This window comes from Loigolactobacillus bifermentans DSM 20003, from assembly GCF_001434575.1.
GTDB lineage: Bacteria > Bacillota > Bacilli > Lactobacillales > Lactobacillaceae > Loigolactobacillus > Loigolactobacillus bifermentans.
On sequence record NZ_AZDA01000011.1, the window covers coordinates 14,781 to 30,276 of the forward strand.

Genomic DNA, 15,496 nt, shown 5'->3' on the forward strand with positions numbered 1-15,496 from the left:
CCTTTTTAATGGCTGGCTTTTGGTTCGCGTAATTTAAACGTGGCGTAGATTGCAACAACGGCGAAGCAAACCACGTTGACAACAAATGACATGGACATGGTTGAAATATCCGCCACAAATCCTTGGGCTAACGGAATGAAGGCGCCACCAATAATGGACATGACGATAATCGCCCCCGCCGTTTCAGTATGCCGTTTGTCCGTAACCGTATCCAAAGTTTGGGAGTAGATTGTTGCCCAGCAAGGGCCAAACAAGCCACTCACCAAAATCGTGCTGTAAACGGCGGTCATGTTATGCACGAACATAATGTAAAGTAACGCGATAATGCCAAAGACAGAGAAAATTTGTAAGACACGAGAAGGTGTGAACCGTTTCATCATAAAGTTGGCAATCATTTTACCGATGAAAAAGGCGGCGTAACTAAAAATCATAAAGGTAGACGCGCTACGTTCATTAATGTTGTGATTCAGATCCATAGCCAAACGAATGGTAAAGGACCAAACCGCCGTTTGCATGCCGACATACATAAATTCCGTAAAAATCCCTTGTAAGAACTTTTTATTGTGGGCCAAGTAAGCCACGGTTTCAGAAATCTTGGCTTGTGGTTGCTTTTTCGTTAGGTCCACTTTTGGCTTGCCACTTGGAAATTGGGTCAGGCCAAAAATCACCAAGGCCACCAACAGCACCATAATGATGTACTTATAAGGCAACAACGTGTGCTGCAAGGCATTTTCACCAAAGGCGATCCGTTCTGCCCCGTTCATGCCAGCCATTTGTTTTTCCAAGCTAGCCCCACTGCCGAAAATTAAGTATTTACCCATTAAGATCCCGGACATCGCCCCAATTGGGTAGAACGTTTGCGAAATATTTAAGCGCAACGTTGAGAATTTTTTTGGACCCATTAACGAGCTAAACGTGTTCGCCGAAGTTTCCAAAAAGCTGAGGCCACAGGCTAACGCGAACAGTGCCACGAGGAAAAAGCCGTAAGTGGCCATGCGTGACGCTGGGAAGAAAATCGATGAGCCAATGGTATACAAGGTCAGGCCAATCATGATTGCTAATTTATAAGATGTTTTCTTGATAATCAGCGACGCTGGAATGGCGATCAGAAAGTAACCTAAGTAAAAAGCGGTTTGCACAAAGGCGCTGGCCACGTTGGATAAAGTAAAAATGGTTTTAAATTGCGTGATCAAAATATCGTTTAAGCTGGCCGCCATGCCCCACATTGGGAATAATAATGACAGTAAAATATATTGGAACATTGGGGTGCGATCTAAGTAGCCATCATCAAGCTCTTTGGCCCCCAATTTAAATAAGTGGAAGCCAGATTTAGCTGGTTTTTCCATGATAATCTCCTCCAAACTAAAATTAATAGCGCTTACATTTTGTGATAACAATAACGGCCGATTGCTCGACCGTCGAATACTTAGGCTTTCCCGATAATGGCCATACTAGCGCTAACGCCTAAACGTTCAGCCCCGGCATCGATCATCGCTTGGGCCTCTTCAGCAGAATGAATCCCACCGCTGGCCTTCACTTTGATTCGATCACCAACCGCCGCTTTCATTAATTCAACATCATGAACGGCAGCGCCGCGAGTTGAGAACCCAGTTGATGTTTTCACAAAATCAGCTTTGGCATCTGCCACGATTTCACTGGCTTTGGTAATTTCAGCATCGCTTAACAATGCGGTTTCAATGATCACTTTGACCAATTTCCCCGCATCATGGCCTGCCTTGACAACCGCTTCAATATCACTTTGAACAGCAGCGTAGTTGCCACCCTTCATTTCGCCAATGTTGATCACCATATCTAGTTCATCAACGCCGTCCGCAATTGCTTGCTGGGCTTCAGCGACTTTAATGGCGGTGGTGTTGGCCCCCAGTGGGAACCCGATTACACAAGCTGTGGCCACATCAGAGCCAGCTAACTTGGCGTGCACGTGCTTGACCCAGTAAGGATTGACCATCACTGAGAAAAAGTGATTGTCTAATGCTTCTTGGGTAACTTGGTCGATTTGTACTTCAGTTGCTTCTGGTTTTAATAACGTATGGTCAAGATAACGATTCAATGCCATCATACGGACCCCTTTCTTGTTTACGGGTTTATCATAACCGGAAACTGAACATTTGTAAACTCTTATCATGAAATTATGTTCATATTTTTTATGTGCTATAATAATGCTTATTAAACCAACGATTGGAGGCCTGCACGAATGGCCAATCGGATGATCAACCCAGAAAAAGTCGTTTTGGCTTTAAAAGTGTGCCACCTGTATTACGAAGACGGTCGCAGCCAAAACGAGATTGCCAAACAACTCAACATTTCCCGCCCGACGATTTCCCGACTACTACAATTTGCCCGGGATCAAGGCTTGGTGCGCATTGAAATCGCCGATCCTTTAGCCGATATTGATGTGGTCACTTTACAATTACGCGAAAAGTATCACTTGAAAAAAGTCCTGATCGGCTACGACATTTCCAACGACACTGCCGTGATCAACGATAAACTCGGCGCCCTAGCCGCTGATTATTTGGACACCATTGTGAAAAATAATGACAGCATTGGCATCAGTTGGGGTATGACCCTAGATGCGGTTGCGAATCATTTACACAAAAGCGACCGCACTGGCGTTTCCGTGGTTCAACTTAAAGGTAGCGTACCGGCCAGCGACATGAATAACTTTGCCAATGACATTAACGAAAAATTTAGCGCTGCCTTTCACACCAATACTGTGAATATCCCGCTACCCGTCATTTTTGACGCCGCCGTTACCAAACAAATCGTGTTGAAAGACCATTTTATCAACACCATTATGACCGCTGGTGTGAACACCAATATTGCTATTTTTACCAGCGGCACCGTTCGCGACGACGCCATGCTCTTTAACTTAGGCTATTTAGACCAAACTGAAATCGCCCGCCTACAAGCCAATTCCGTTGGCGACATTGTGTCCCGCTTTCTCACCGCCGACGGCAACGTCGCCGACACCGATATTAACAACCGAACTGTCGGCATCCCACTGGCAGAATTACGCAACAAAGACTACTCGATTTTAGTTTCCGGCTCCGCCAAAAAAGTGCCTTCCATACACGCCGCCCTCACCGGCGGCTTTGCCAACGTGCTGATCACCGACTCCACTTCGGCTAAGGCGCTGTTATCGTATTAAAAAAGAATCCAACTGAATGTCTGTTGCGACATTCGGTTGGATTCTTTTTGGGTTCATCACTATTTCTGTTAAATCACTGATACCACGATATTGATGTTCAATTTTCAAAGTATAGCAACTGCTATATCGCATGTTAACGCACCCTAAAATACCATTCATGACTAATCGGTTGTGAACAGTAACCGATAAATATTCAAAATCACTTCTAGCTCGCTGGCTGTGACAGACTCAATAACATTTGCTTGCGTGACATGACGTGATTGTAAATCAAAAGCACGTGTCTGATCTAGTAAAACCTTACCATGAATTTTAGTGGTCGAGGTTAACTGATAGTACATCGGATAATTTCTGGAGGTTGTACTAATCGGTGCAATAACTGACATATTACTAGTTTGTGCCATTAAATCGTTACTTAAAACAATAGCCGGCCGCTTATGACGTTGTTCATGCCCTTTACTAGGATTGAAATCCAAATAGAAAATCTGTCCTTGATTTACCATTTAAATTCACTGCCCTTTTCAGAGCCCCAATCCAATTCAGTATCACGAATTTGATCATCTTGCCATTCTTCAAACAATTCATGAATCGTTGTTGGGCGCTTCACTTTAGGTGTTAACACTAATGTCTGATTTTTAACCTCAATCATAAATTGATCATTGGGTTGGGCACCAATTTGGGCCAATAATTTTGCAGGAATTCTAACCGCCTTCGAATTACCCCATTGCGATAATTTAGTTTCTATTGGTTGTTTTTCAATTTTTGGCATTTAATGCACCTTCTTTTTTAATGTCATCAATAGTATATCCTAAGTATCTACAATTTGCGATTATTTTGCTAATTTTTAGTGTGACGCCACCGCTGCTGATACAGCCAATGCTCTCGTAAATATTTTGCTGGATAAGGCAACACTGTGTATTGCCCATTATGCACAAACTCAACGCTCATCAGTTGTGCTAACTTTTCAAACCAAGGTTCGATCACATCTGGGCCATCATGTAACGGCTGCAAGCATCGTAATACAAGCGCTCGTGGAATATTACGTTTTAAGGATTGGTTAGCGCCAACAAAATACTGCCACTTATTTTCGATTTGAATCAATCCAATCCCCACCAGACCTGCTAAAGGTGAATCTGGCAAATGACGTTGAAGTGTGTCCCGAAATGTAAAAGGCGCATGCTGTTCTAACAGTTGATTTAAGCGCTGCATGCCTTTTTGACGTGGCCCTAAACCGACTTTTCGTAAGGCCTGATCGACTGTTTTTAGCGAAAAAGCGGGTTGTAGCGCTTTAATGATTGCTTGTAATTGTGCAAGGGCGGCCTCACTACCGTCCACTGTTGACACATAGGCTTGCATTTGGTTCAACTCCGCTAAAAATGCCTCACGTGTCCATTCCTGTTCCAAATTACTTTTCTTTAAATCATCATAAATACGCGCACCGCTTGGCATCGTTACACGATCCATCCGCTGGATCAAGACTTGTTGCGTTCCTGATGCCACAACACAGGCAACATTCTCCCAAGCATAAGCATTTGTTTTTTTGCCAATTTTGTCATAAACCGCTTTGCATAGTATCGTGTCTTCATCTTCAGCCTCCAAATGTGCCAAATTAAACAAACGCTCACTAAAATGTAATTGTAGTTGACTGTCAACTGTCATTTTCAACAGCATCACCGTAGGCATTTCCGCTTCAGGTAAAAATTCAAAACTATAAAATGTATAAATTTGCGTTATTTTCGCTAATTCCGGTGATACGGCCTGTAGTCGTCCCGAGTACACGTCTCGCTTAATCAATAGTTCTTGCGCCAACTTAATTAGCCCCGCATCACCAGCCGGGTCCTTTTTACTTGGTGACCATTTTAAGTTCCTTGTTTCAGGATCATATTGACCAAAGGCCTCAACTGTCGCATGTTGGATCACCTGCCGCGCATCACCAAGTTGATAGTCATCTGTTTGCGGTTTTCCACGCACATCACGTACGATTTGAATGTTCCAGCCGTCAATAGCAGCTTGGCCCTGGACAACTTGAAGTTGTGCCGCTTGAATCAGCTCACTTTTCTGTAGCGCTTGGTAAATACGTGTTGCAAGTTCCTGTGTGTACGTATCTCCGGGCAAGGTATAAATATTAAGTGGCTGCGTTGCTAACTGCTGCCAGATATTTTTACCCTCTGGTAACTTTAAATGTGCTGCTGCAACAACCGTACTCGCGTGAAAAGCAACATGCTGCTTTAAATAAGCAATGGCATTCGCATTCAGGCGTTTAAGTATCGCTGTGGCAATCCCCACTTTACTATTTTCAAATTTCACCAAGGTATCCATCGCTAAAAAAGGCACTTGATGATGCTGCGTTGTGGTACTCCCCTTTACAAAAACAGGGGTCTTCATTTGTGGACGGCATTGATATAAGCATTGCCGCTTTTGATCCAACACATAACGAGGCTTTTTCAAATCGGGCGTATTGGTTTCCGTAAACGTCTGTACTTTCAACTGTAAATCATTTTGCCAATTGATCGTCACTTGTAACGCATAACAGCGACGCAATTGATCACGACCTAACCAAACCCAGCTATTGCGCACAATTAAAAGGCTGCTGGTTTTAGTCGGTAATGCTGGCAATGTTTCGCTAGCCGTTTGCTGATTCAATAATAAACTCAATAAATGGTTATCAAAAACCCCATTAGTGCGTCGTTCTTCAGGTTCAAGCCCTAACCGAGTGAATACCAGTCCTGTATCAGTTGGCAATTGGGGTAGCGAAGCCGCCATCACCAACTTATTACGCTTCACACTGACTACTGCTACCGTATCCCACTGATCTAACAACCGATAAAATTCAGCATAAGTATCCTGATTGAGCTGCGCAACCAAAATAAAATAATAGTCTGCTGCTAAGGCTGGTAGATCCAGTAAATAGTCTAATTTTGTGGTATAAACCTTGCTATGATCTGCCAACTAAAAAGCCCCCAATTTGTAATTTTGCCGCTGGTGTCAACATCATATTACCTTGATTATCAATTAAGCCAGGTACTTCAAGGATACGCTGGTCAACTGTAGGCACCGGCTGATGGTGATTTATACCCACAACATTGATGATCAAAACCCGCCAAGGATAGCCGGTGTTGTGTTCAAGTCGTTTCAATTTCCGCTCAACTTGTTGGCGTTCAGCTGCAGGCTCAACATCCCGAATACCGCGCCACATTTTAAAATCCACTGCAACACCGTCTGTAGCTTTAAAATCAAACAATTCATGGTTTGCCAACTCATTAAACGATTGCAATTTAAAGGACGGCCACTGGCGCTCAAAAAGAAATTGCCCTGCGACTTCACCTAACAGCCCTAAATACAAATTAATAAACTGAACCGGATTGATAATTCTATCGGCCATCTGCCAAGTCACCGGATAGCCACGCTTTGCCATATAGGCCTTAAAGCCTGGTATTTTACACAAAGTTGGTAGCTTCGCTGCAGCGGCCGACACTGTCATGCCACGCTTTGAAAAATCAAAGTCACCGGTATCCTTAACGGGAGCACGCACTTCATAATGCGGTTGTCCCCAGTCATTGATCAAGTATTGAGAAAGCGTGTCCGTTACTTGTAGTCCTGGATGTGCCTGTAGTTGTTCATTTGACACAGTTGGATGTGCCAGAATAAACTCACGCCATTGTTGATAACGTGCAGCGTACACCGCATCTATTTGTAACTGTGCCGCCATTGTTTGTAATTCGTGATATGTCAGTTGTGTCCAATTATGCTTACGGGTTTCAGCAATCGTCGCTTCAAATTGGCGTGGTAATTTATGAGCATAACTGATCAGTGCCTGATATTCTGGTGATACAGTGGTCATATCCACGCCAATCCGACTAATTTTAGCCAAAACATCAGTTGTGGCTAAAATCCTAACTGTCTTCAACTTATTAAACGCACGGTTCATTCTGCCTAATGCTTGAATAATCATGCGTGAATAGCTAACCACAATACTTTTAGCGGCTTCCGGTTGTTTGCGTAATACCTGTTTTTGTAATTTTCCAAAATGGTCGGCCAGCGTGGCAATACTAATCTCATTTGCATCTACCAAATAAAGCAGTTCGGTAATCAAACGAATCCCTGCAGCATCCATCGTAAATCGACGCTGACTACTGAGGATATGCGTCACATCCCCCAAGTAAACTCCTGCTAAGTCAAGCCTATCATGACGAGGATCATTTGTAGCCGCATCTGCTGGTGCGACAATTACCACCCGTTTTCGCTCAAACGCACCAAGCTGATGTTGTAAATTTTGACCAACACCAATGGTTTGATAGGCACTTAACAAATACACTCGTGTGTTCTGAGTTGCTGGTAGGGCCAATGCACCGGCTAATTGTGTGGCGACATTCGTTTGACCACGGGTGGTAATGAATCTCAATTGTGGTGTTGGATGATCAACCTGTGGTAACAAATCGGCTAACTGGTTAAAAACAGTTTCAATAAATTTCCGATCCATTGTGGGCTTATCATACGCCGGTAATTGAGATTGTAAGCCTAAAAAACTGGTTAAATTTGAATCCAACAAAAAGACAACAAAACTATCAAATAGTGTTAAATAACGGCTTTTGATATAGCTACGTTGCTGTTCATCAATCAAGTTTAATTGTGCTTCAAATTGCTGTGCTAACTGCGTTTGTTTTTGAACGTCCAGCGGTGTTTTAACCCTTGTTTGCAGTTGATCGATCAATGACGATTTTGATGTCATCACCTCTGGCACGATTTTGATATTAGCCTGCTGGTAACGCTGTTTTAAATTTAATGCGGCTTTTGTAGCCGTACTAAAATAAACACTACCATCCTGCAGGCGCTTGCCTAATATTTCTTTTAAATAATCAAGATCATAATTATCAAGTACTGTGGGCAAAGTAGCCGTCGCCGATAGCCCCAAAATAGCAGCCTTATTTAAAATATCTAATAAATATCGTTCTGGTGTGACTGCAAAAAACGACGCATTAATATCAGTACGTAAGTCATGTGTATCATCGTTGGTAAAGCTAAACAAGCTGAGCCCACGCTCTTGGAATCGGTGATAGCTCGGTAAATAATCAGTCTTTGATCGTACAGCCTTTAAATCCAATCCTAATGACATCAAAACCTCGATTTGTTGTGCTGACAAGCCCAGCGCATCGTAAATTGTGAAACAGGCGTCACGAATCGTCATGCCATTTGCTTTATCAGCAAGCGCCGCATTATGTAAGTTTTGATACTGTCGGGCACGCCAGACCATAAATCGGGTAACACCACGAATAAATCTGGCAACCGCACCTAGCATCCTACGAAAGTGCAGCGTATCAACGCCTCCAGTGTTCAAAACCACTTGATTACTTTGTCGATCCAAGTGAGCATGCCAGGCGCGCCCTTGGCTGATCAAATTACGATACGCCGTATGCAACACATAACCTGAGTCTTGTGTGACGGCGCGATTTTTATACAAATGATCCAGCGCATAAGTTTGTTGCAACTGCTTAGCTTGTGCTTGAATATGATTAAAATTTGCTTGTTTTGTGATCAACTCACGTAATCGTATCGGCATATCATCAACTTTTTGTAACCCGCGATACAAGCTGTCAAACAAACTGACAAGATCAACCCGCGCCTTTAGCGCATCATCAATGGCCTTATCCAAAAGTTGCTGCTTCGTGCTATCAAATTCGTCTAAAATCACCACTGCATTGCCTAATACGGATGAATACTGAAAAGGTACTGAATACTGTGCAAAAAATGGCGTGTAACTTCGAATAAATTTCGCAGTCGTCATAATCAAAATTTGCCGACGCTCAAGCTCAATGGTTGGATAAATAGCATTTACCCACGCACACGCTGGCTGGTCTGCATGTGCGATGTAAGCTTTGATTGTTTCCTGACCGGCTTCATCAATTGCGCCTGTTACATCTGCCAAATTAGCAAGTTGCGTGATCAAAGCCTGGCGCAAATGAAAGTCCGCTTTGTTTAGGCCTTGCCAAGCTGCCGTCGTATCCGTATTTTGTTGTGCTGCCATCTGATAATACTTTAACTGAATCTTCAAGGCTTGAATCGCTGTTTTAAAATCCGGCGTCACCAATTCCTCTGGTATTGCTCTGTGTTGCCAATCCTCGACAACTAGCATTGCTGTATCCTCTAAAGAACGCAGCACGGCAACATATTGATTGAAGGTACCGCGTCGTTTTTCTGCACGTTCTTTCCAAGCAATCCTAAACGTATCCTGATTTAAATTTTTACGTTGGTCCGTCACAAAAAAAGCACAAAAATCTTGATGGTCGGCTGCGTACTGGCAAAGTGCCTGTATCATGATATAACTTTTCCCAGTGCCAGTTGGCGCATTGACTAACATTAATGGGTGTTCTTCTGCAGTGTTCAGCGACGTTAACATGGCGATAAAGTCTTCGGTATGCATGAAATCATCCTTTCAAATCAGCAAAGTACTGCCAACCACAAAAAACCCTTAACAAATTTCCGTTTTGAACGTATGTTCGTTTTGATTAATTGTAACCGATTTCAAAAAATAGAACAACCCTATTTGAAAATAATTTTTTTACCAGTGTCATTATTAACATTCTCATTATTTCAACGCTAAAAAATTCGTGCTGAACACAATTATGACTGTGTTCAGCACGAATCCCCTAAATTGCTGATGAACCTTATTCTGTGATATCTTTTCAAACTAACCGACGTCAATTGCCCTGGTGTGCCGATCCCCTGGTGGTTTCAGGTGCTAACACCATAAACACAACATACTATCATTAATCATAACCACTATCGCCAACCATCATCGCCGCCGCTGATCCAGCCAATAAACCAACTCGCCAAGTCCCACAAAACCTAGCCCGATCACGTAAGTCACCCAATTGAATTGACACACCAGATAAGCTAGCAATACCAATGACAAAATCGGCAAAGTGCGCCCACCCCAAAGCTGGATTCCAGCGGGTAATGTTGGATCATGTTGCAATTTTAATAAGGCAAAAACGGTTGCCAAATACTGAACGAAAGCGCTTAAAATAATGAGATTGACTAAGAAAAGGTAGCTGCCACTTAACACTAAGATTGCGGCCAGTCCGATGGTAGCACTTAAAGCAACGACAGGTGCGCCAAAGCGATTTTGCCGGCCAAACTCACGTGGCAAAAGCTTTTTTTCTGTGGCTAATGATGCCAAGCCCACAGGCGTATCAAACGAGACGGCAATGGCCACCCCTAGTGTCGAGACCAGCATGCCGGCCAACATCAGGCCGCGTCCTGCCACACCCAGCACCTGCATCAATGCAGCAGCCACCGGCAATTTTTCAGCGCTGATTGCCGCGCCTAATAATAAGATCGTTAACCATTGTGTCAGCAAGTACAGCAGCGTGACCACCAGCATCACCACTAGTAATGCCTTCGGTAAAACTTTTTCAGCGTGTCGAATTTGTTGAGCAGCCACCGGTAAAAATGAAAAACCTGTAAACATGTAAAAGGCAGTGGTAAACGCTTGGGAAAAGTCATGCTGACCTAACTGACTGATCGGTGTGATCACCGCCAGGCCTTGACGACCTAAAAAAAGACTGCCTGCGATCAGAAATAGCAAGATTAAACCAATTTTAGTGGCACTGGCCAAATTATCAATCACTTTCATGGTGCTAGGCCCAAAATAATTCAGTAACAGAATGCCGCCTAGTAGGCCTAGCGCTAAAGTGGCATAAACCCACCGTTGATGAACCTGCGGCCAAAAACCGCCTAACGTGGTTAAAAAAGCCACGATTTCCGTGCTGATCGTGATCACACCTAGAAACCAACTTAACCACCCAATTTGAAAACCAGCATGTAGCCCAAACGCCTGACTGGTATACACCCAAGCCCCACCATCCGTGTCGATTTTGGACGCCATCACAGCATAATTCATGGCAATCATTAACGTCGCCAAACCAGCTAACCCGATTGCGACCAAACTGGCCCAGCCAGCCGCCTTAAATAGCGTGCTCGGCAGTAAGAAAATCCCCGATCCAATAATGCTATTAATGCCTAACAGCAACACACTATTAAAAGATAGTGTGCCGGTTCCTTTTTTCATGCGCCACACCTCGCTTTTGAAAAATTAAAATCCTGATCTGTGTCTTATTTTATTATACCGGGTGGCACACCTGGATTACCAAAAGGACACATGCTATCTTTTTTAAAATGTGTTGTTATTTCATTAAAAAAGCCTTAAAACAGTAGGTGTTCCGTGCCTCCAGTTCCTTGATTCTGAGTACTTGTTTTTCCTCATCGGTCAAGAATTTATCCTTACCGCGTCGGTCCTGTAAAGTCTCCGGACCACCTTGCTTAAATTTCTTGACCCACGCAGAACCTTGTCCATATGAGACCGCAAATTTTTTAGTCGCACCATTATAGTCCCATTCATTTGCTGTGACCCATTGTGCGATTTCAATTCGTTTGATCTGCGTTGTATTTCTACCGATTTTCATGGGCTGGAACCTCCCAGTGATTTTAAATGGTTTACCACTAGTAAACAGGTTCACCTACTGATAGATGACGCTTGAATTTAGAATATTAAACTGGCTGGTTAATTGGGGATATGAAGTGTTCCCAGCTAGATATAGGTCAACGACTTTCTGCTTGAATTCTGATGAGTATCGGTGTACCTTCCGACACTTCAAGCCGTCTAATCCTTCAGCTACCGCTCTACCCATTGCTTGACTTAATCATATTTAGCGCCATACTAATGTTCAATCTTGATTGTACGCATGCCTTGTTCTACCAAGTCGATGTATGCCAGCTTATCTTCTAAACTAGAGCGGGGCCCTTTTCGAGGCCATGCAAAAATCCCTCCATCATTATCAGATGAATGATTGTATTTCATCTGATAACCATAAAGGGATTATCGCATCTCTATCTTTTTGGTTTGCCACCTGTTTAAGTTGTTATATTGAATTTTTATGATTGTCAGTAATACTGACTTAAAAGCGGGAACCCATACCAAGTCGCTGGTTTTAGCAACTGGCTTGGTTTAACGCTGTTCTGTTTTTATGGTGTCATTAAATAAATACTTTACGGCAATGACAGTGATTAAACTAACAATAGCTAAAATCAATAAAATTCCGTAGGCAATCCGACTACCTTGTTCAGTTGAATGAGAGAGATTCCCATTATTAAACTGATTGACTGAAATAACTGCTGCCAAAACGCTGGTTCCTAGTGAACCTGCATATTGTTGAAAAGTATTGAAAATTGAATTAAAATTGGAATTTTTTTCTGATGTTATGTGTAAACTCGCATCCGACATAGAATTACTGAATCCTAAATTAAAGCCCACGCGTAAAAGAATATAAAGTAAAGTAACCCCCCAAACAGATATCTTTGAAGAGGTGGCAAAAAATAAGCCAGTTCCAGATATAAGCGTAATACTAGAAAACAATAATGGTCTAAATGCTCCAGAATGATCGAAAAGTCGCCCTGCGTATGGCGATATTAACGCACCTGCTAAAGCTCCTGGTAATAAAACGAGACCTGTAATAAATGAATTAACGTGCAAACGGTTTTCTAAAAACAATGGAATTACAAACGAGATACCAATATTAATAAATTGCAAAACAAAAAAGTTAATCCATCTTAAACCAACTACAGGCTGCAACAATAATTTGAAATCCAATATTTTCTTTGATGAGTGCTGCATTTTAAAGCCAAATACTAGTGTGGTTAGACAAAATACAATTAGCATTTCTATAAATCTATAGCTTGTAAAACCATAATTACCGGCATTCGCAAATGATAAACTTAAACTTCCGAAGGTAATAGCTAGCAAAATAATTCCCCACCAATCAAATTTTTGATCAGTCTTATTTGGAACTAAAGAAATATTTCGTTCACCAATCCAAGCTGCGAGCAAAATAACCGGGATAGTGATAATGAAAATAGCCCGCCAAGAACTAAATGCTGACAATGTGCCGCCGTAAGTCGGACCAAGCGCTGGTGCCAGTGATATAATCATTGCAGCAAGTCCCATATAAGTGCCGCGTTTTCCAACAGGAACAACTGACAGGATTATATGATACATTAGCGGAGTTGCAATTCCTGTAGAAATAGCTTGTAACAGTCGTCCTAAAAAAAGAACAATAAATTGCTGGGAAAGCACACATAATATAGTACCGATTAAATTAAAAAGCAGTGCTACTCTAAATAAATTTTTAGCGTTAAACCTATTGTTCAAAAAACCTGTTGCACTCATAACGATAGTCACCATTAATAGATAACCTGATGTTACCCATTGTATAGTACTCAATGAAACAGAAAATTCATGGGTTAATAATGGGAAAGTTACGTTTAAAGAGGTTTCGACTAGGATGCCTAAAAACGATAGGGTTGCCACTGCAATAATTGATACTTGAGTCTTTTTATTAACAAAATTTTCAGCCATTTAACTTAACCTCCATCATTCAAAATAATATGTTGTTTCCAATTAGATTCTCAGGAAACTAATTACATGTTACCGTTTTATTGATGCGTAATCAAATCTCTCATTTTGGAGGGCCTTATGGAATTGCAGTCGAGCATCCTAAATAAATTTATTGATGTTAGCTGATAGCAATCACGCCGAAAAAGTGGCTGATTCGTCAAAATAAATAAGCTAAAGGATTGCGTACAGTTTATTTTCATATGCTTTCTGATTTACAAAAACATCCTAATGCCACCGCTAAAACTATTAGTGAAGAACTTCAAGTTTTGCGAGGAACATTATCAAAACGATTATTTTTTGAGCCAACGCCACTTAATTATAGTAAATACTAACCATAAAGACGGGAGCAGTAAGCGCTATTTATTAACAGAACCCGGATATAAACTAGCTCAATTACACAATCATTTACTGAAGCAAAAAAATAGACAACTTGAAAGTTGTCTATAAAAGTTTTCCACGCAGCAATTACAAAAATTAATGGTTTTTTGCCAGAAGTGGTGACAGCAAAGACAAAGAGTTCATCATGCTGAAACTGATATGGTTTTAAAACTGATAATTTTCCTTGTTTTTTGCTTTCTTTATTTATTTTTAAAATCTGCAAAAGCCTTATCAATTTGTTGAAATTCTGCTTCACTTAAGGTGACATTTAAAGCCTCAACGTTGCCTGCTGCTTGTTGTTGATTACGAGCGCCAGGAATTACAACAGCAATGTTAGGGTTGGTAATATACCAAGCTAAAATAGTTTGCGTTACAGTGGCAGAATGACGATCGGCAATTTTTTGAGTAATTGCTAATGCATTGATAATTGTTTCAAATTCTACTTTACTATAATCATCTGCAAATTTTTCATAATCATTAAGCGTATAGCGGCCTGTTAATAGCCCAGAAGCCAGCGGAAAATACGGAACAAATGCAATTTTATTTTGCTTCAGATAAGGCCATTCAGTCTTTTCTATTTGGCGATGAACCAAATTATAATGGTCTTCGACAATATCAACTAAGCCATCAATATTAGCTTCTTTAATTTGTTCAGGGGTAAAATTTGAAACGCCAACAGCACGAATTAACCCCGCTTGCTTTAATTCATTTAAAGCAGCAACGGCTTCATTTTTGGGCGTTTTATTGTCTGGAAAATGGATATAAAAAATATCAATATAAGCTGTTTGTAGTCGCTTTAAAGCATCTTTAACAGCTTGTTTTAAAAAGGCCGGTTCATTATTAATTTGATTATTATTTTGAGGATCTTGAGCGGCCTTAGTCGCAATCACAATTTTAGAGCGGTCATAATTTTGAATAACTTCCCCAATGATTTCTTCAGAGCGTCCTTCTCCATAGATATATGCTGTATCTAGTAACTTAATACCTGAATCAAGGGCTTTTCTTACAACATCATAACCATCCTGATCATTCAAATTTTGAAACAAATTATGTCCACCGACCTTATTGGTCCCTAAGCCTAATTTAGTTGTTTGCACAGTACTTTTCCCAATTTTGATTTCTTGTACCATCATTTTTTCCTCCTTAAAAATCATCTATTTTGCTTTAATCAAACTCGTATTTGTATTTTAAATCGATTGCTACCAAAATAATAGTAGTGACTTTTTTGATACTACTATTTTCATGTTATTATTTTTGCACCAGAACCGCTATTAATACCTAACCGCAACACACTATTAAAAGATAGTGTGCCGGTTACTTTTTCATACACCACACCTCGCTTTTGAAAAATTAAAATTCTGATCTGTGTCTTATTTTATTATACCGGGTGGCACACCTGGATTACCAAAAGGACACATGCTATCTTTTTTAAAACGTACTGTTATTTAATAAAAAAAGCCTTGAACAGTATGCTGTTTCAAGACTTTTGATGTGTGCTTTTG

General features: G+C 41.3%; 11 protein-coding genes. 1 reads left to right on the plus strand and 10 read right to left on the minus strand.

The genetic code is table 11. The annotated features are described in order from the left end of the window. Positions 1 to 5: 5 nt before the first annotated feature. Entirely contained in the window at positions 6 to 1,346 is a 1,341-nt protein-coding gene (gene fucP, locus FC07_RS02205) for an L-fucose:H+ symporter permease (protein WP_057903499.1), read from the minus strand. Positions 1,347 to 1,426: 80 nt separating this feature from the next. Continuing rightward, on the minus strand, positions 1,427 to 2,077 hold the full coding sequence (gene deoC / locus FC07_RS02210; protein ID WP_057903512.1) for a deoxyribose-phosphate aldolase: 651 nt from the start codon (positions 2,075 to 2,077) through the stop codon (positions 1,427 to 1,429). 138 nt (positions 2,078 to 2,215) lie between these two features. Between deoC and FC07_RS02215 the strand changes: the two genes are divergently transcribed. Beyond that, a complete protein-coding gene (locus FC07_RS02215) occupies positions 2,216 to 3,169 on the plus strand; it encodes a sugar-binding transcriptional regulator (protein ID WP_155797827.1) in 954 nt (317 codons plus the stop codon). Positions 3,170 to 3,330: 161 nt separating this feature from the next. On the opposite strand, the gene FC07_RS02220 is transcribed toward FC07_RS02215, so the two are convergent. The 8 genes from FC07_RS02220 to FC07_RS02265 form a co-directional block, all read right to left on the minus strand. Continuing rightward, positions 3,331 to 3,669 (minus strand): type II toxin-antitoxin system PemK/MazF family toxin, encoded by a 339-nt coding sequence (locus FC07_RS02220; RefSeq protein ID WP_057903500.1) that lies wholly within the window; start codon positions 3,667 to 3,669, stop codon positions 3,331 to 3,333. Beyond that, positions 3,663 to 3,935 (minus strand): AbrB/MazE/SpoVT family DNA-binding domain-containing protein, encoded by a 273-nt coding sequence (locus FC07_RS02225; protein ID WP_057903501.1) that lies wholly within the window; start codon positions 3,933 to 3,935, stop codon positions 3,663 to 3,665. The genes FC07_RS02220 and FC07_RS02225 overlap by 7 nt, the downstream gene beginning before the upstream one ends. A gap of 68 nt (positions 3,936 to 4,003) precedes the next feature. Further along, the gene (locus FC07_RS15525) at positions 4,004 to 6,115 is read right to left on the minus strand and encodes a hypothetical protein (protein ID WP_083483165.1); all 2,112 of its coding nucleotides are present in this window, start codon (positions 6,113 to 6,115) and stop codon (positions 4,004 to 4,006) included. Next, positions 6,102 to 9,584 (minus strand): hypothetical protein, encoded by a 3,483-nt coding sequence (locus FC07_RS16075; RefSeq protein WP_191981079.1) that lies wholly within the window; start codon positions 9,582 to 9,584, stop codon positions 6,102 to 6,104. Before FC07_RS16075 ends, FC07_RS15525 begins: the two co-directional genes overlap by 14 nt. Positions 9,585 to 9,956: 372 nt before the next feature. Further along, entirely contained in the window at positions 9,957 to 11,234 is a 1,278-nt protein-coding gene (locus FC07_RS02245) for an APC family permease (protein WP_057903503.1), read from the minus strand. A 115-nt stretch (positions 11,235 to 11,349) separates the two neighbouring features. After that, complete coding sequence (locus FC07_RS15530) at positions 11,350 to 11,628, minus strand: helix-turn-helix domain-containing protein (RefSeq protein WP_083483166.1); 279 nt, start codon at positions 11,626 to 11,628, stop codon at positions 11,350 to 11,352. Between the two features lie 542 nt (positions 11,629 to 12,170). Then, positions 12,171 to 13,577 carry an MFS transporter gene (locus FC07_RS02255; RefSeq protein WP_057903504.1) on the minus strand — a complete coding sequence of 469 codons (1,407 nt, stop codon included), beginning with the start codon at positions 13,575 to 13,577 and terminating at the stop codon, positions 12,171 to 12,173. Between the two features lie 617 nt (positions 13,578 to 14,194). Beyond that, entirely contained in the window at positions 14,195 to 15,124 is a 930-nt protein-coding gene (locus FC07_RS02265; protein ID WP_155797884.1) for an aldo/keto reductase, read from the minus strand. Positions 15,125 to 15,496 lie beyond the last annotated feature (372 nt).

What these genes read in the sequence shown, in the direction of transcription:
- FC07_RS02245 (WP_057903503.1), bottom strand. Translation starts at nt 11,234, where the DNA reads ATGAAAAAAGGAACCGGCACACTATCTTTTAATAGTGTGTTGCTGTTA.
- FC07_RS15530 (WP_083483166.1), bottom strand. Translation starts at nt 11,628, where the DNA reads ATGAAAATCGGTAGAAATACAACGCAGATCAAACGAATTGAAATCGCA.
- fucP (WP_057903499.1), bottom strand. Translation starts at nt 1,346, where the DNA reads ATGGAAAAACCAGCTAAATCTGGCTTCCACTTATTTAAATTGGGGGCC.
- FC07_RS02215 (WP_155797827.1), top strand. Translation starts at nt 2,216, where the DNA reads ATGGCCAATCGGATGATCAACCCAGAAAAAGTCGTTTTGGCTTTAAAA.
- FC07_RS02220 (WP_057903500.1), bottom strand. Translation starts at nt 3,669, where the DNA reads ATGGTAAATCAAGGACAGATTTTCTATTTGGATTTCAATCCTAGTAAA.
- FC07_RS16075 (WP_191981079.1), bottom strand. Translation starts at nt 9,584, where the DNA reads ATGCATACCGAAGACTTTATCGCCATGTTAACGTCGCTGAACACTGCA.
- FC07_RS02255 (WP_057903504.1), bottom strand. Translation starts at nt 13,577, where the DNA reads ATGGCTGAAAATTTTGTTAATAAAAAGACTCAAGTATCAATTATTGCA.
- FC07_RS02265 (WP_155797884.1), bottom strand. Translation starts at nt 15,124, where the DNA reads ATGGTACAAGAAATCAAAATTGGGAAAAGTACTGTGCAAACAACTAAA.
- deoC (WP_057903512.1), bottom strand. Translation starts at nt 2,077, where the DNA reads ATGGCATTGAATCGTTATCTTGACCATACGTTATTAAAACCAGAAGCA.
- FC07_RS02225 (WP_057903501.1), bottom strand. Translation starts at nt 3,935, where the DNA reads ATGCCAAAAATTGAAAAACAACCAATAGAAACTAAATTATCGCAATGG.